Origin of the sequence: Pseudomonas sp. PS01303 (assembly GCF_029959385.1) — a bacterium.
Lineage (GTDB): Bacteria > Pseudomonadota > Gammaproteobacteria > Pseudomonadales > Pseudomonadaceae > Aquipseudomonas > Aquipseudomonas rustica.
The window spans coordinates 1-16,145 of sequence record NZ_JASCPK010000064.1 but is presented as its reverse complement, the minus strand read 5'-3'; the positions used below and the strand labels follow the sequence as shown (position 1 = coordinate 16,145).

At 57.4% G+C, this 16,145-nt stretch carries 10 protein-coding genes and 1 pseudogene; 1 reads left to right on the top strand and 10 read right to left on the bottom strand.

Annotated elements, in window-relative coordinates; all coding sequences use genetic code 11:
- Positions 1-912: 912 nt before the first annotated feature.
- From QMX93_RS17620 to QMX93_RS17595, 6 genes and pseudogenes are all read right to left on the bottom strand, one after another.
- Positions 913-1,116, bottom strand: a complete 204-nt coding sequence (locus tag QMX93_RS17620) for an RHS repeat-associated core domain-containing protein (protein ID WP_282357376.1) — start codon at positions 1,114-1,116, stop codon at positions 913-915.
- A gap of 35 nt (positions 1,117-1,151) precedes the next feature.
- Positions 1,152-1,496, bottom strand: coding sequence for a hypothetical protein (locus tag QMX93_RS17615; protein WP_282357374.1), 345 nt, complete (start codon positions 1,494-1,496; stop codon positions 1,152-1,154).
- Positions 1,493-6,178 (bottom strand): annotated as a pseudogene (locus tag QMX93_RS17610) (RHS repeat-associated core domain-containing protein). The gene QMX93_RS17615 and the pseudogene QMX93_RS17610 overlap by 4 nt, the downstream one beginning before the upstream one ends.
- Entirely contained in the window at positions 6,178-6,915 is a 738-nt protein-coding gene (locus QMX93_RS17605) for a DUF4123 domain-containing protein (protein WP_282357372.1), read from the bottom strand. Before QMX93_RS17605 ends, QMX93_RS17610 begins: the two are co-directional and overlap by 1 nt.
- A complete protein-coding gene (gene tssI / locus QMX93_RS17600) occupies positions 6,905-8,947 on the bottom strand; it encodes a type VI secretion system tip protein TssI/VgrG (protein ID WP_159812492.1) in 2,043 nt (680 codons plus the stop codon). The genes QMX93_RS17605 and tssI overlap by 11 nt, the downstream gene beginning before the upstream one ends.
- A 91-nt stretch (positions 8,948-9,038) precedes the next feature.
- The gene (locus tag QMX93_RS17595; protein ID WP_007919523.1) at positions 9,039-9,554 is read right to left on the bottom strand and encodes an Hcp family type VI secretion system effector; all 516 of its coding nucleotides are present in this window, start codon (positions 9,552-9,554) and stop codon (positions 9,039-9,041) included.
- A 410-nt stretch (positions 9,555-9,964) separates the two neighbouring features.
- On the opposite strand from QMX93_RS17595, the gene QMX93_RS17590 reads away from it, so the two are divergent.
- Positions 9,965-10,642, top strand: a complete 678-nt coding sequence (locus tag QMX93_RS17590; RefSeq protein ID WP_282357365.1) for a type 1 glutamine amidotransferase domain-containing protein — start codon at positions 9,965-9,967, stop codon at positions 10,640-10,642.
- Positions 10,643-10,735: 93 nt separating this feature from the next.
- Here the strand turns inward: QMX93_RS17590 and QMX93_RS17585 are convergent, their stop codons facing one another.
- The 4 genes from QMX93_RS17585 to glcD form a co-directional block, all read right to left on the bottom strand.
- A complete protein-coding gene (locus tag QMX93_RS17585; RefSeq protein ID WP_282357363.1) occupies positions 10,736-12,121 on the bottom strand; it encodes a VOC family protein in 1,386 nt (461 codons plus the stop codon).
- A gap of 88 nt (positions 12,122-12,209) precedes the next feature.
- Positions 12,210-13,430, bottom strand: coding sequence for a glycolate oxidase subunit GlcF (gene glcF, locus QMX93_RS17580; RefSeq protein ID WP_282357362.1), 1,221 nt, complete (start codon positions 13,428-13,430; stop codon positions 12,210-12,212).
- Positions 13,431-13,432: 2 nt separating this feature from the next.
- Positions 13,433-14,473 (bottom strand): glycolate oxidase subunit GlcE, encoded by a 1,041-nt coding sequence (glcE, locus tag QMX93_RS17575; RefSeq protein WP_282357361.1) that lies wholly within the window; start codon positions 14,471-14,473, stop codon positions 13,433-13,435.
- Complete coding sequence (glcD, locus tag QMX93_RS17570; protein ID WP_053119213.1) at positions 14,473-15,972, bottom strand: glycolate oxidase subunit GlcD; 1,500 nt, start codon at positions 15,970-15,972, stop codon at positions 14,473-14,475. Before glcD ends, glcE begins: the two co-directional genes overlap by 1 nt.
- Positions 15,973-16,145 lie beyond the last annotated feature (173 nt).

Genomic DNA, 16,145 nt, shown 5'->3' with positions numbered 1-16,145 from the left:
TAGGGGTTTTTGGACTTTGAGTTTCGAAATTATATGCAGTTTGTTATCCGTCGCAGCTTGAAAGTCCTCACTGTTGTGAGCGTCTTTGATTCCTGTTTTGGGACTGTATCCACCAGCGTTCGCCAGGTGGTTTTTCAATATTGCTGATGGGGACACCTTTGTAATTTGTCGTTCCCGGACACCTATTCAACCCCCGACGGATCCACCCACCCCGTAGAGGTAGGAAGGCGCTGTTGTACTCGACCGCGAGAGCCGCTCAGGTCGATACTGCTAAGGCGTCCTCCGAACAAATGACGATAATCCAGAGTGCTGTCATACGGTGGATGGCCGTGGCTCATTTGACCGACGTTGTAATATTTGTACACGAGTGGCCAATAGTCATAAGAAAAGGGGGAAGATTTATTATTAGTACGTAGAAAATAAATCTGTCCCTTCCAGCGCTTCGTAAGCCAGCTTCGCTAGTTTGGATCTATTGCTATTTTAAAGGGGGTATTCGCACCGCCACGCGGGCGTAAATAATTCTGGGTTTATATCCAGCTTCTTCAGAATGGTGTTTATCTCATCTTCAGAATCCATGGTGTTAAGAACTAATATGCTGATGTCTCGATCGTCAATTCCATCATTTGTATCAATCGTTTTGGTAGGTATCGTGAATATTATTAGCGTGTATTTCGAGTGTTTTGAGCTGTGAATAAATTCGTAATATTGGTGCGGTTCTTCTGTAAATTGGTATTTGTAAGTAGCATATATTGAAGCCCATTTTCTTAAAAGTGGATCTTCGGAAGTAAGTTCTTGGGCAATATTATCGTAGCCCGTCCCTTCGAGTCCATACCAAACGCTACGAGGGATTTTTTTTCTGTCCTGTCATCTTTGACCTTCAAATGGGTTTGGCCAATAAATTCGTACTGGTAGCTATTCACCCCCCGCAAGCTTGATCGGATCCGGCGTCAGAAATTGTCCAGTCCCCGGATTGTAGTAGCGGTGGCGGTTGTAATGTAACCCTGTCTCCGCATCGAAATACTCACCCTGGAACCGCAGCGGGTTATCGATTTCGCTGACGTCCAACGCGGCGAGGTTGCCGTACGCTTGGTACTTCCCCGACCAAATAACGACCATTCGAAAAAAAACACGCCTGAAAAATTGGTTGATTTTTAAATTTCAATCATGAAGTTTTCAATTTTTTCGATAAATTCAAGTTTGCTTTTTGTTCTGAATTCAAAAAGAAAATTTTCGGAGTTTTTAATCGGTTTTCCTTTTTTGTCGTATTCGATTGTCAGGAAATCAATCACAAATTCTCCGTTAGGGTCACCCTCTGGCTCCACTCTCGAGTCAAAGCAATGCCCGGTGCTGCGTCGAACACCGCCAATCAGCACTGAGCTGGAAAACCAGTCGCTGGTATCCGGTGTTAACTCGACTTCAAATAGATTGTTGATTGTTATTGTCCAGCCGCTTGGCACTCGAATAGGTTGCAGCTTGTAGTCAAGTTTTGATCTCATTTTACGTTGCCCATATATTTTTTAACTTGTTCTGGTGCAGCGGGAAAACTATGGATTACAGGCTCGCCAGCTTTTGAAAGCTCAATTCTTATCCAGTTTGTTAGTTCTCCGTTATTGTAGCCGACCGGGGTTTCTGATCTGTAAAACATATATCTTGAGCCACCGTGATCAAATACATTTCCATCGCGCACCGCGGAGTAGGCTGCTTGCTTTTCAAACCCACTGACGTTATTAGCTATATCAGGCAGGTAGGATGCTTCCGGTTTTCCGTCTCTTGTACCCTGGCCCAAGCTGAGTGATTTTGCCTGCTCCGCTGATTGTGCATTTGTGTGTTTTGTCGCATGCCTACCTTCAGGGCGCTTCGCATCATAAACATCGGTTCGTAGATCTTTACGGGTTTGGTACTCGCTTGTGTCCACTTTCTTGGGGCAATTAGTGCTATTCAACCCTAGCGGATCCACCCAACCCGTAGGGTTAGGCACGTACTGGTAGCTATTCAACCCACCCGCAAGCTTGATCGGATCCGGCGTCAGAAACCTTCCAGTCCCCGGATTGTAATAGCGGTGCCGGTTGTAATGTAACCCTGTCTCGGCATCGAAATACTGACCCTGGAACCGCAACGGGTTATCGATTTCGCTGACGTCCAACGCGGCGAGGTTGCCGTAGGCTCGGTACTTCGCCGACCACATGATCTCGCCGCTGTAATCGGTGAGTTCCTGCGGTGTGCCAAGGTGATCGAGTTGATAGTAAAAAGGCGTGGCCTTGCGCGGGCCTTCGCCGTCGAGCATAGCTAACGGGCGGAAGGTGCCCGGTTCGTAGATGTAGCTGCGGTAGCGGTTCTCAGCGCTCTCGGCGATCAGGCGTTCGCCTTGCTACAAAAACTCAGTGGTATGACCGTCGACTGTTTTTTCGATACGTCGACCGAAGGCATCGTAATTGTAGGCTGCGATGCGGCCGCCCGGCAGGCTCGCGCCGATCAAGCGGTGCTGGCAGTCGTAACGGTATTCGGTGACGAGTTTCTGTCCTGTGCCACGTCGCTCGCGACTTAGATTGCCATACGCGTCGTACTCGTAATGCCGATCACCCTGCATCAGCAGGCGGTTGCCTTTGACGTTGGCCAGGTTGGCCGTACCTTCATTGCTCTGGCCAAGCAGGTTACCTGCCGGGTCATGGGCGAAGCTTTCTGGTGTGGCACCGCGCACGCTGATCAGTCGGTCGAGCGGATCGTAGTGGTAGCTGCGGTTACCTTTACGGCTGTCATCGATGCCGGCGAGGTTGCCGTTGGCGTCGTAGTTATAACGGCGCTGGAACAGGTTTTTGTCCCGCTGGCTGACACTGTGTGCTTGCAGACGACCCTGTTCATCGTACTGGTATTGGCTGAGCAGCAGACCTTGCTGGCGCTGTTGTTCGCGACCGGCGCTGAATTGGTGAGCGGTCAGGCGTGAGCCATCGAGATCGATGGTGCTGAGTTGCCCACCGGGCTGGTGACGGTAATCCAGTTTGCTGCCGTCAGGGAGGCGGCAGTGTTTGAGCTGGCCGACGCTGTCGTACTCGTAGCGCAGGGTACCCCAGCCTTGGTGTTCTTCGATGAGGCGGTCTTGCAGGTCGTATTTGTAGGCGAGCGGCCAATGGCCGTCATCGACGCTTACGAGCCGACCGAGGGCGTCGTAGCTGTAGTGAACTTCCTCGCCATCGGCCAGGGTTTTGACTAACAGTCGTCCGGCGGCATCGCGTTGGTATTCGGTGATCAGTTCGCTGCCATCGTCACCGAACTCGGTTTTCTTCAGCAGTTGGCCATTGAGATCGTACTCGTAAGCCGTACGACGACCATCGAAGCCGGTTTCTTGCTGGATCAGGCCATTGGCGTAATAGTCGAGGTGGTAATGCTCTCCGCGCTCGTTTTCGATTTCAGTCAGCAGCAGACGCGAGTTGTCATAGCGATAGCGCAGTTGGCTGCCGTCGGGATTGATGCGACGGCTGACCAGATGCAGATTATCAGCGTATTCGTAACGGGTGATGCGGCCGAGCTCATCGCGTTCAGCGGTGACATTGCCATAAGCGTTATAGGTGAAAGCCCGCGTTGCACCACCTGGCAGCGTCAGCTGTGCGAGTCGGTTAGCGGCGTCCCACTGATATTGGGTGATGGCGCCGGACTCTTCCTGCCGGGTGATCTGTCGACCCAGCGCGTCGTAACGGTACTTGCGTTGGCCGCCATCGGGGAGTCGCTCTTCCAGCAATTGTCCGAGGTTGTTCCAGCCAAGTTGGTGACGGCTGCCGTCCGGATGGCGAATCTCCAGCAGGCGGCCCTGACCGTCATAGCTGTAGAGCGTGGTATTTCCGTCGGGATCGATTTGCTGCGTGATATCGCCCTGACGGTTGCGCTGGTATTTCCAACTGGCTTTGCCGCGCTGTACGTCGCTGACGAAACCGTTGATGTATTCGTAGGTAGTGGCTTCGTCTTCCGGCGGGATGACGGCGGTCATCAAGCCGTTGTCGTCGTAGCGGTATTCGGTGACCGCGCCCAGCGGATCTTTTTCCGCGATCAACTGGCCTTTGTCGTTGTAAGCCTTGAGGTGTTCGGCACCGTCCGGGTCGATCTTGCTGATCAGTCGCGCCTGATCGTCGTGGGTATAGACCTCTTCGCTGCCATCGGCGTTGGTGACGGTCACGCTGCCTTTGTCATCCCAGGCGTAATGCGCTTCCATTTGCGAAAAGTTGGCCCAGTGACGGATGCAACGAGACAGCTTGCCTTCGTTTTCCCACTCCCAATAAAACGCCGCACCGCCTGCCAGTTGTCGTTCGAGAATGACGTGCTGTTCGTTGTAGCGATAGTGTTCGGCTTCACCAGCCGCGTTCTTCGCCTCGATCAGACGTTGCTGGGCGTCATAACTGTAGGTAACCAGCGTCTGAACAGTGTTCCAGGCATCCTCGAGAGTATCCGCAGGCAGAAACTGCTGATAGTCGACCGCGATGATGTGTTTGCGGTCGTAGCGCAGTAGCAGTGCGCGGCCGGCACCGTTGTCGAGACGCTTGATGCGACCGTGGATGTCGCGTGTAACGTGCAGGCGATTGCCATAGCTGTCGCTGATGGCGATCAGGGTTGCGCCTTTGTTGTTGTAACGGAAGTGGTAGAACGATGGACGTTTGCCAGCTTGTGCGAGAACCAGCTCCGAAGGGTCGTCACCGAGAAAAATGGCAGCTTTTGAAAGGCTGTTGGTGATTGCCGGACGTTGCTCATTTGGAAGCGGGAAGGGCGTAGAGCGGTTTTCGTGGTCGATCCAGATAACTTCATCGCCATTGATTTCGATGCGATGAGCGAGGGCGTGGCTCCAGCCATAGCCCAGACCGCAATCAATTTCCACAGCGCTGGTTCTGTAAAGGCGCGTCCACTCGAACGGCAGAAGGCCGTCGAGTTGACCATCGGTCAACGTTAACAACTCCTCGCCGGTGACCATCGAAACCGGGCATCCGTTGGTGCAGGTATCGGCGGCCGGCTCTGCGCTCTTGTCTGCCGGAGTCGTTGCTTGTTTCGACGCATCGTCAGCGATTTTTCCATCAGCAAGTTTTGCGTTTTTCTTCCCATCAAAACGCAACTCGGAAATACCGTTTCTCACCTTGGCCGTCACACCACGTGCTGCTACAGCGGTGTATTTCGCGACGTATTCCATAAAGCCATTGATGATCTTGAACAGCGACTTGACGAAACCGATTACAGCGTTGAGAACGAGCTCACCGTATTTCTTCAGTCGGGCGGCGAGGTAGATCAGTCCTGTGCCTTCCGCTGCAACCGTCAGCACCACGCCGATCACGATGTCGATGGCGATACCAACGACAATGGCCGTGGTCATTTTCGCCACATCGCCGGCCATCTTCATCGGCGGCAAGCCTGCCAGCCAGATGACGGCGCTGCGCACCAGCAAGAACAGCGCAGCTTCGTCACTGGCCAGCAACATGGCTTTTTTCATGATGTCAGGCGTGCTTTTGGCAACCTTGATCAGTTCATCGGCGCCGGTGCCTAGGTCTTTCGCGAACTTCTTTGGATCTTGCAGGATGTCGAGAACCTGGTTGATGCCATCCCACACACCCTTGATAGCCTCCCAGCCCCCTTCAAGAATGCCGTTGCCGATTGCCATCGCCGTGCCAGAGGTGGAGAGGTTCGACCATTGCGGTTTGAAACCGGCCCACTCTTTACGCAGGAAACCTTCAAGATCTGCGGTGACGCCACTGTAAGAACTGAAAAGGGTATCGATCTGCGCAGGTGTGACGTCATTGTGAACCCGGATCATGTAGAACTTGCCGGGAATACCGTCATTCCAGGCGGCTTTGCCTTCAGCGTCGAGTTTGACTTTGCTGACGGCTCCGCCTTCCACGGCGACGATTTCGACTTCGATATCGCCCAGTGGGATGTCGTACACGGACTCGAATTTGCTCTCGATCAGCAGTGGCCCCTTCAACGGACACTGAGCCACGTTCGAGGTGAAATCACCGTCGGTCATGCTCACCGCTGTACTGGTGTTGCCAACCTTGATCAGTCGCTCCATGCCCAGTAAGGATGGGAGGTCGGCTGCTCGGCTGCCCTTGTCGGCGACTTGTGCGTACCAGGTTTTGGTTTGTTCCTGATACAGCTTCAGACTGTCCTTGAAGGTGTTCAGTTGGTTGTCAACAAAGGCAACGCGATCCATCAGCCTTGCTCCAGAATCAGGTGGTTTAACAGTGCTTCTTTAAGGTTTTTTGGCGCATCCGGGCGGCGTACGAAACGGGCGACTTTCAGTTTCAGATTGCTCTCGGGCCATGCGGCGTAAATGTCCGGGCGGTCTTGCTCCAGCCACTGCATCAGGTTGCCGATCAGCGTTGCGGGACTTTCCTTTGCCAACCCATCCATCAAATCCTTCGGCACCTCCCACCAAGGCCAATCCTTCACCTTCGGCACCCCCCGCGTGCCAACCTCCAGCGCTTGCCCATTAATCAAATACCGCTCAAACATCGGCATCACTTCCGCAGCTTTCTCCCCCAGCCCATGCAGGATCGGGTAGATATGCCGGCCATCCCAGAACCGGAAAAACACCTCCGTCCCATCGGGCATTTTCACCTGCGTCAGGCTGCGTAGATGCTCGAACACTTCGTTCGGCTCCGAACGCGATACCGCCAGCCAACCCCAATCGAGAGCATCGGTATCAGCGATCCACGACAGGAATTCCGAATTAGGCTTGAGCTCGGTGACGTAAGGCATCACCGGTTGCCAGGTGGAGTAGGGCGTGCCGCCCCAGATCGGGATGAGTTGGGCGGTGGGTTCGCTCAGGTAGAGGTTTTTCAGGGCGTCGGCATCGCTCGCCGCACTAATCACCAAATACAGTCGCTCACCAGTTTGCAGCGGCTGTTGTGCCAGCCAGTCCTTGGGTGTCAGTCGATCAGATGGCACAGGCACCTGCCTTGCATTTTTCGCACTCTTCGCAGAATGGCGCGTTGCGTTTGAGGGTGTTGATTTGCGCCGGGGTCAGGACTTGGCCGGCCTTGTCGGCATCGGCCTGTTTGAGGATGCCGGGCATCAGCGGGGCGGCGCCGGTTCCGGTGCCGGGGCTGCCGCCGGAGTTCATGTTGATCACCGGGCCGCTCATGGTCACGCCGCCGGCGTCGATTTTGATGAAGCTGCCGCCGCCGATGAGGGTCAGTTCGGCGCCGGCTTCGAGCACGACTTTCATGCCGCTGCTGAGGTGGATTTCCTGGCCGGCGTCGATGAATTGGCCGGTGCCGATTTTAATGTGCTGGTTGACGCCCACGGTGAGGTGGTCGTTGGCGCGCGCTTCGACTTTGCGGTCGGCGTAGACGGTGTGGTGTTCTTCGGCTTTGAATTCGCTGTAGCTGTTCTGCTCGACGGTGTCGTGACGTTCGTTGCCGACGCGGATTTTCTGGTCGTGCTCGATGTTCTCGTCCCAGTCGCGCTGGGCGTGCAGGAAGATCTGTTCCTGACCTTTTTTGTCTTCGATGCGCAGTTCGTTGTAGCCGCCACCGCCCATAGAACTGAGGGTCTTGAACGTGCTGCGGGTTTTGTTCGCCGGCAGCTCATACGGGACGGTGTTTTCCTTGTGGTACAGGCAGCCGCTGATCAGCGGTTGATCGGGGTCGCCTTCAAGGAAGGTGACCAGCACTTCCATGCCGATGCGCGGGATGGCGATGCCGCCGTACTGGGCGCCGGCCCAAGCGCTGGAGACACGCAGCCAGCAGCTGGTTTTGTCGTCAGCCAGGCCTTCGCGATCCCAGTGGAACTGCACTTTGACGCGGCCGTATTCGTCGCAGTGGATCTCTTCACCTTTGGGCCCAGTGACCACGGCGCTCTGACTGCCGAGGATGCGCGGTTTCGGGTGGTTCAGCGGCGGGCGGTTCGGCACGTCCCACGGGGTGGCCTGAAAGCGGTTGCGGTAACCCTGATGGAAATCGTCTTTCAGCGCGGTGGTGTCACTGGTGACCGATTCTTCCAGCACCTGCGGCTGCTTGCCTTCGTGGAGGACTTCGGTGAGCAGCCAGAGGTCATTCCATTTGGCTTTCGGGTGTTGCGTCAGCGCGAGAAAGTGGCCGCTGACCAGCAATGGCTGATCGCTTTTGCCTTCGGCGAGCTGGAAGTCGCTGCGATGGCGTTCGAGGGCGCGTTTGGCCAGGTGTTTGCCGCGCTCGCGGTCAATGAAACGGCCTGGGTAGTCGTAGTCTTCGAGGTCGGGCAGGGCGTCGCCACGGTTTTCGCTTTCGAGGGTGAGGCGAGGTTTTTCGAAGTCGTAATCGCGGCGGGTGGTGCGACTGGTGCGAGTTTCCAGGCGCAGGTCGAAGCGCTTGATCACCGGGTCGCTGGCGACCATGCCGGAGTCTTGCTGATAGGCCACGGGCGCGAGTTTCGGGAATATCGTCTGGTCATCGCCGAACAGCAGTTTGTGGCCCATGGCGCTGTGCTGGAAGTGGTAGTGAATGCCTTCTTCTTCGCACAGGCGCTGGATGAAATGCAGATCCGATTCATCGTATTGCACGCAGTAAATGCGCTCGGGATAAATCGAACCGGTCTTGAATTCGTAGGCGTTGCCTTGGATACCGTGCTCTTCAAGCACCATGCCGATGATTTTCGGCACTGTAAGGTTCTGGAAGATGCGCTGGTTGACGCGGTGCGCGAGGTACGCGAGTTGCGGGCGCAGGGTCACGGAGTAGCGAGTCAGGCGTTTGCCGGAATCGCCTTGCGCGGCGCGGTAGATCTGGCCGTGAATGCCGCTGCCGTCGGGCGACAGTTGCAGAAAGGCCGGTTTGTGCAGCAGGGTTTCGAGATCCAGCGACGGCTGCTCACTGACCAGCTCCACCTCGAAGACAAAAGGCTGGCTGATGGCTTCCCGGCCTTGCAGGGTAAACACCTGAAAGTCAGCGGAAAGACCTTCGATGGTCAGGGCAAAGTGGGTTTCATTGGCCGGCGCGAACATCCCTTGTTCCTCGTGCTGTCACAAAAATCTGGAGTTGCGAAAACAACATCGACCAGCAGAGCTGGCCGATGCTTGTAACAATCAGCCGTAATTAAACGACTGGAGCACGCCAGTCATCGGAACCCGAAGTACCGGATACTTCGTGGGTCCAGGTGATTTTGCGGTAGGTGAACTGCACTTCTTCGAGGTGGGTGAAGTGCGAGTTGCCTGGATCCTGGCAGTTGTGCATTTTGTTGTTGATGGCGACGATGATCGCGTCTTCCAGTTTGGTGGTGTAGTAGTGCTCTTGGGTACCTTGAGCAGAAGTACGGAACCACTGGATAACGATTTCGCTCATGCGCTCGCCGGAGGTCAGAGCAGCTTGCAGCAGAGGCGAAGCCTTGTCGTAGACCTTGGTGATCACAACTGGCTTGTGAACGCGCTGACCGGTTGGCTGACCGGATTGTGGGTCACGCGGGATGATCACGTCGTGGCTGAAAGCCTGAACCATAACCTGGTCTTCGTGGCCTTCCTGGTAGGTGTTGCCAACGGAGTCGGCGGTGAAGGCGCCGGCAGTGATCAGGCCTTGTTTTTCGCCGGTAACCGACATGTACGCTGGTGTTGCCATGGGGTGCTCTCCTTGCGGAATAAAGTTTAGGTGCCCGGAGGCGAAAACGCCCGGTGGGTGCCTGACAGTTATCAAGGAGCGTGCCAACAGGTTTCAGAACCAGTGAAACCGGTGAGTTCGCTAATGCGCAGAGCTGAATTCGGGATGACTTACGGTGATTCATAGCGAATGTGCGCAAGAAGTTGCGCAGTGGTGCGCAACTTCTTGCGCACTCGCCTGAAGCCCTTGTCGCCTCTAGTGTGTAGCGGGATTGATGGCCGCGGATCATCAACAAGTGCGCAACTTCTTGCGCATCAAGGCCTGATGCCATCACCCGCTCATTTGAAACGATCCTGCGTTACTGAGGGTCAATCACTCACACCCGCAGACCTGCGTCTGAAAATTCCTCAAACCGAGTGAGACCGAACGACATGAAAATTCTGATGGTTCTGACCTCCCACGATCAATTGGGCAACACCGGCAAGAAAACCGGCTTCTGGCTGGAGGAGTTCGCTGCCCCGTATTACGTGTTCAAGGATGCCGGCGCGCAGCTGACACTGGCCTCGCCCAAGGGTGGCCAGCCGCCGCTGGATCCAAAGAGCGACGAGCCGGACGCGCAGACTGAAGCGACCGGGCGCTTTCGCAAGGATTCTGCGGCGCAGTCGGCGCTGGCTTCGACGGTGACGCTGGACTCTGTGAAAGCGGCGGATTTCGATGCGGTGTTTTACCCGGGCGGTCATGGGCCGTTGTGGGATCTGGCCGAGAATCGTCATTCCATCGCGTTGATCGAGGCGTTTTATAACGCGGGCAAACCGGTGGCGGCGGTGTGTCATGCGCCGGGTGTGTTGCGCCATGCCAAAGCGCCGGACGGTGAGCCGTTGGTCAAGGGCAAGCAGGTGACCGGGTTTACCAACAGTGAGGAAGAGGCGGTGCAGTTGACGAATGTGGTGCCGTTTTTGGTTGAGGATGAGTTGAAGGCCAAGGGCGGGATTTTTTCGAAAGGGCCGGATTGGTCGGTTTACACCCGTGAGGATGGGTTGTTGCTGACGGGGCAGAATCCGGCTTCTTCGGAAGAGACGGCTTTTGCGTTGCTTTCGAGATTGCGCTGAGGTTTTTTTAAGATCAAAAGATCGCAGCCTTCGGCAGCTCCTACAGGGGGAGTGCGCAGCAAAATGTAGGAGCTGCCGCAGGCTGCGATCTTTTCAGCGGTTACCCGAAAGCGCGGCCAGGCTCTCTTCAATTGAGCGCTTTTGGGTTTCGGCATATAAGCCCAACTCGTCGATGGTCGTGCGGCCCAGTGCCTGTTCGAATGCCTGTCGGTTGGAATGCTCGCCATAGTGCGTTTGCGCGGCATCGCCAAGGTTCGACTGAAAAATCCCCGCCGCGCTAACCGGCAGGAAATCTTCGTACACCAGCGGTTCTGCCTTCACGTAGCCATCGCGCAGTAATTGCTCCAGTGACGCGTCGCCAAGTCCTCCCGCCGCCAGTCCTTTTTCCGTAGCGAAATAGCGAAAATACGCCAAACCTTGTTCGCGCATGCCCTCGACGCTGTCAGGAAATTCGCCAAAGTGCTGAGTCATCAGCGCGTTGTAGTGTGCGGCGTTGGCTTCGTTGGGGAAGTCCCCCAGTTCATCGCGAGCAGCATTCAACAGTAAGTCATACAGTGCGCGACCCTTGGGTGTGAGTGCTGCACCGCGCTGTTCGATTTCGCCGAATCGCGCGCTGTGGCTGCCTTGGATTTCGTCTTGATCGGTGAAGGCGATTGGCTCATCCAGCGCTTTGAAACTGGTCTGGCGCAGCAGGATCGGGCACTGCCTGCGTGGCGGGCCTTCGATCACGGCTTTCGGGGTGATGCCATGGGCGGGCATTTGCTCTTGCACCCGGTCGATGTCCAGCGTGCGCGGCGTCAGGTGGTTGATGTGCGGGCCTTTGAAGGCGACTACGTCGGCAATCAATCGATGTTGGGCGCTGAGCGTCTGGTACTGCGCGGCGGTGACCGTTGCGCTGTGATGCCAGCGAAAAGTTTCCAATGCCTGTAGGACGAATTCCTGCGCTTCGCTTTCCATCAGTCCACCCGCCGTTTCTGCCTGGGAAATCAGAAGCAACGCCGTAGGGGTAAAGATCGAACGCTTGGCCAGCACGGATTCAGCAAAGGTGCGCAGCTCAGGGTCTTTGATCAATTCCAGTCGTAGCAACGACGTGAAGACTCGAAACGGGCTGACTTGCAGCGAATCCTCATGCACCGCGCGAAACGCCGTGGAATGCACCGGCACACCCGCCGGCGTCAGGTCGTAATAACCCACCGGTTGCATGCCCATCACCGCAAACAGGCGGGCGAGGGTGGCCAGTTCGGTCGCAGTGCCGACGCGGATGGCACCGTGGCGTTCCATGTCCAGCCGTTCGATTTCGCCGGTGCTTTCCAGTTGCCAGGCAATTTGCGTGTCCCGGTCAAGAACGCTGCGATTAGTCTGTTCGACCAGCTCCATCAGCGCGCCGTACAGCGGCACCTCTTCGCGGTACATGTCGGACATCGCTTTTGAGAAGCGTTGGCGGATCAGGTCGGGGCTGACGAACGGCTGCACGGTCATGAAAAAAATTCCTGCCACGGTCACGTATTGGATAGATGAAAAGATCGCAGCCTTCGCCTACGTCGGCAAACGAAGAATCCTACGAACTTCATTCTGCCAACGACTGATCCACCAGTTCGATCCAGTGCATGACTGGCGTGCGGCCGGCGCTGGCCAAGTGACTTTGGCAGCCGATGTTGGAGGTGACGATCAGCTCAGGGCGACCGCTCTCCAGCGCATTGAGGCGGTTGTCGCGCAGTTGCCGGGCCAGCACCGGTTGGGTCAATGAGTAAGTCCCTGCTGAACCGCAGCACAAATGGCCATCGGGGACAGCGGAGAGGTTGAAACCGATGCGGGACAAGACTGCTTCGACGGCGCCGCCAAGTTTCAACGCGTGCTGCAAGGTGCACGGGCAATGCACGGCGATGCGTCGTTCGCTGGCGGAACACACTTGCTCCAGCGGTTCATCGCCGAGGATCTGCACCAGATCCACGGCCATTTCGCTGATGCGCTGCGCTTTCGCCGCGTAGCCCGGATCGTCCGCGAGCAAATGCCCGTAATCCTTGATGAACGCGCCGCAGCCGCTGGCCGTTTGCACAATTGCTTCGGCGCCGTTTTGCAGATGTGGCCACCACGCGTCGATGTTCTGTCGGGCGCGGGCGAGGCCTTTGGCTTGGGCGTCGAGGTGATAATCCAGCGCACCGCAACAACCGGCCTCGGCCACCGGCGTGACGCTGATGCCCAAGCGATCCAGCACCCGCGCCGTCGCGTCGTTGGTGTTCGGCGACAAACCCGGTTGCACGCAGCCTTCGAGCAACAACACACGGCGAGCATGCCGAGGGGCAGGGCGCGAACCGTTGACCAACAGATGCTGCGGCAGTTTGCTCTCAAGCAAGCGCGGCAGCAGCGGGCGAAACGTTGTGCCCACTCGCAGCAGTCCTTTGAACAGTCGCGGATTCGGCGCCAATGCGCGTAGGCCTTCGCGTAATAGACGTTGAGCCGCCGGGCGCGGCACCGCGCCGTCGACCACCGCGCGGCCGATGTCGAGCAAGTTGTGATAGTCGACGCCGGACGGGCAGGTGGTTTCGCAGTTACGGCACGACAGGCAGCGATCCAGATGCAATTGTGTCTGCGCGGTTGGCGGCGCGCCCTCGAGCACCTGCTTGATCAGGTAGATGCGCCCGCGCGGGCCGTCGAGTTCGTCGCCGAGCAATTGATAGGTCGGGCACGTCGCGTTACAGAAACCGCAATGCACACAGGTGCGCAGGATTTTTTCCGCCTCGGCGGCGCGGGGCAACTGTCGCGATTGTTCGCTGAGGGTGGTTTGCATGGCTAGAACTCCGCGTACATCCGCCCGGGGTTGAACAGTCCTTGCGGGTCAAGTTGCGCTTTGAGCTGGCGGTGATAGCGCAGCAATGTCGCGGGCAAAGGCTGAAACGGTGATTCGCTGGCGCCATGGGTGAAACAGGTCGCATGGCCGCCGAGTGACTGGGCGAGGGCATGAATGTCGGCGCTGGAGGATTTCAGCCAGCGTTGCGCGCCGGCCCAGTCGATCAGTTGCTCGCCGGGCAAGTCCAGCGGCCCGAGATTGTTTGGCAGCGACAGGCGCCACAGCGGCTGGCCTTCGTCGAAAAAGCTCAGGCGCTGCTCATTCAAATCACGCCAGAACACCGAGTCCAACGCCTCGCCACCGAGGCGTTGATGCGCTGCGGTCACCGAGCCTTCGCCGCCCTCAAGACGCAGATAAAGGCTTTCGCCATCGTGACACGCGGCGCTGATCGGCAACGGTTGCTGGCCCCACTCGGCCAGTTTGGCCAGTGCCCGTGCACAGTCGATATCGAGGCGAATGCTCAGGCATTGGCGGGGTTTGGGCAGGACTTTCAGCGAGACCTCGGTGAGCACGCCGAGGCAGCCGAAACTGCCGGCCATCAGCCGCGACAGGTCATATCCGGCAACGTTTTTCATCACTTCACCGCCGAAACGCAAATGCTGACCGAGGCCGGTGATAACGCGCGTGCCAAGCACGAAATCCCGCACTGAACCCGACCACGGTCGCCGTGGCCCGGACAATCCTGCCGCGATCATCCCGCCAACCGTGGCACTGTCGGCCAACGACGGTGGTTCGCATGGCAACATTTGCCCATTTTCATCCAGCGTCGCGAGCAGTTCGGACAACGGCGTGCCGGCGCGCGCAGTGATCACCAGTTCGGTGGGATCGTAAGCCACGATGCCGCGATGCGCGCGAGTGTCGAGCACTTCACCGGCCACCTCGCGACCGAGAAACGCCTTGCTGTTGCCACCCTGGATTTTCAGCGGTGTGGCATTGGCCCGCGCTTCGTTGACCTGATCGAGCAAGGCGTCGACGTCAGCCATCAGAAACGCTCCAGTTCGGGGAAGGGCAGTTGCCCGGCATGAATGTGCATCGCACCGAATTCAGCGCAGCGGTGCAGAGTCGGAATGTTTTTGCCGGGGTTGAGCAGGCCTTTCGGGTCGAACGCGGCTTTTACCGCGTGAAACAGGCTCAGTTCGTCGCTGTTGAATTGCGCGCACATCTGATTGATTTTCTCGCGGCCGACACCGTGTTCGCCGGTGATGCTGCCGCCGACCTGCACGCACAGTTCGAGAATTTTGCCGCCCAAGGCTTCGGCGCGATGCAGTTCGCCGGGTTGGTTGGCGTCGAACAGGATCAGCGGGTGCATGTTGCCATCGCCGGCATGGAACACGTTGGCCACGCGCAAGCCGTATTCTTCGCCGAGGCGGGCGATGCCTTGCAAAACGCCGGGCAATTCGCGGCGCGGGATGGTGCCGTCCATGCAGTAATAATCGGGTGACAGCCGACCGATGGCCGGGAAGGCATTTTTGCGGCCGGCCCAGAAACGCACGCGCTCGGCCTCGTCGCGGGCCTGGCGCACTTCGGTGGCGCCGGCCAGATTCATGACCTCGCGCACGCGTTGGCAATCGTCGTGGACGTCGGCTTCGACACCGTCGAGTTCACACAGCAGAATCGCCTCGGCATCCACCGGATAACCGGCGTGGATAAAGTCTTCAGCGGCGCGGATGGCGAGGTTGTCCATCATTTCCAGGCCGCCGGGAATGATCCCCGCCGCGATGATTTCAGCGACCGCACGACCAGCCTTTTCCACCGAATCGAAACTGGCCAGCAGCACTTTCGCCACTTGTGGTTTGGGCAGCAGTTTGACCGTGACTTCGGTAATGATCCCGAGCAAACCTTCGGAACCGGTGAACAGCGCGAGCAGGTCGAAACCTGGCGAGTCGAGGGCGTCGGAGCCGAGGGTCAGGCGTTCGCCTTCGATGGTCAGCACTTCGATTTTCAGCAGGTTGTGCACGGTCAGGCCGTATTTGAGGCAATGCACGCCGCCAGCGTTTTCGGCGACGTTGCCGCCGATGGAACAGGCGATTTGCGAGGATGGATCCGGCGCGTAATACAAACCGAACGGCGCGGCGGCCTGGGAAATCGCCAGATTGCGCACCCCGGGTTGAACCCGCGCGATACGGGCGGCGGGGTCGATGTGCAGGATGTTGTTGAAGCGTGCCATCACCAGCAGCAGGCCTTTTTCCAGCGGCAAGGCGCCACCGGATAAGCCGGTGCCGGCGCCACGAGCGACCACCGGGACGTTGTTTTGGTGGCAGAGTTTGAGCAGGGTTTGCACTTGCTCGATTCGCCGGGGCAGGGCGACCAGCATGGGTGTGGTGCGGTAGGCGGAGAGGCCGTCGCATTCGTAGGGTTTGAGTTCTTCTTCGCGCCATAAAATGTCGAGATCGGGGATGGCTTGTTGCAGGGTTTTCAACAGTTGGACTTTATTAACGTCCGGCAGCGCGCCGTCGAGGCGTTCGTCATAAAGAATGTTCATCTCACCCAACCCTGTGCCAACCTCAACTCTTTAGAGCAATGAAACTTATGCTGGTGAGAAGAACTATTGTGGCGAGGGGATTTATCCCCGATGGGCTGCGCAGCAGCCCCAGTTCTGTCATCCAGTTTTTTCAGGCAAACCGCATTCAATGGATTGGGGCCGCTGCGCAGTCC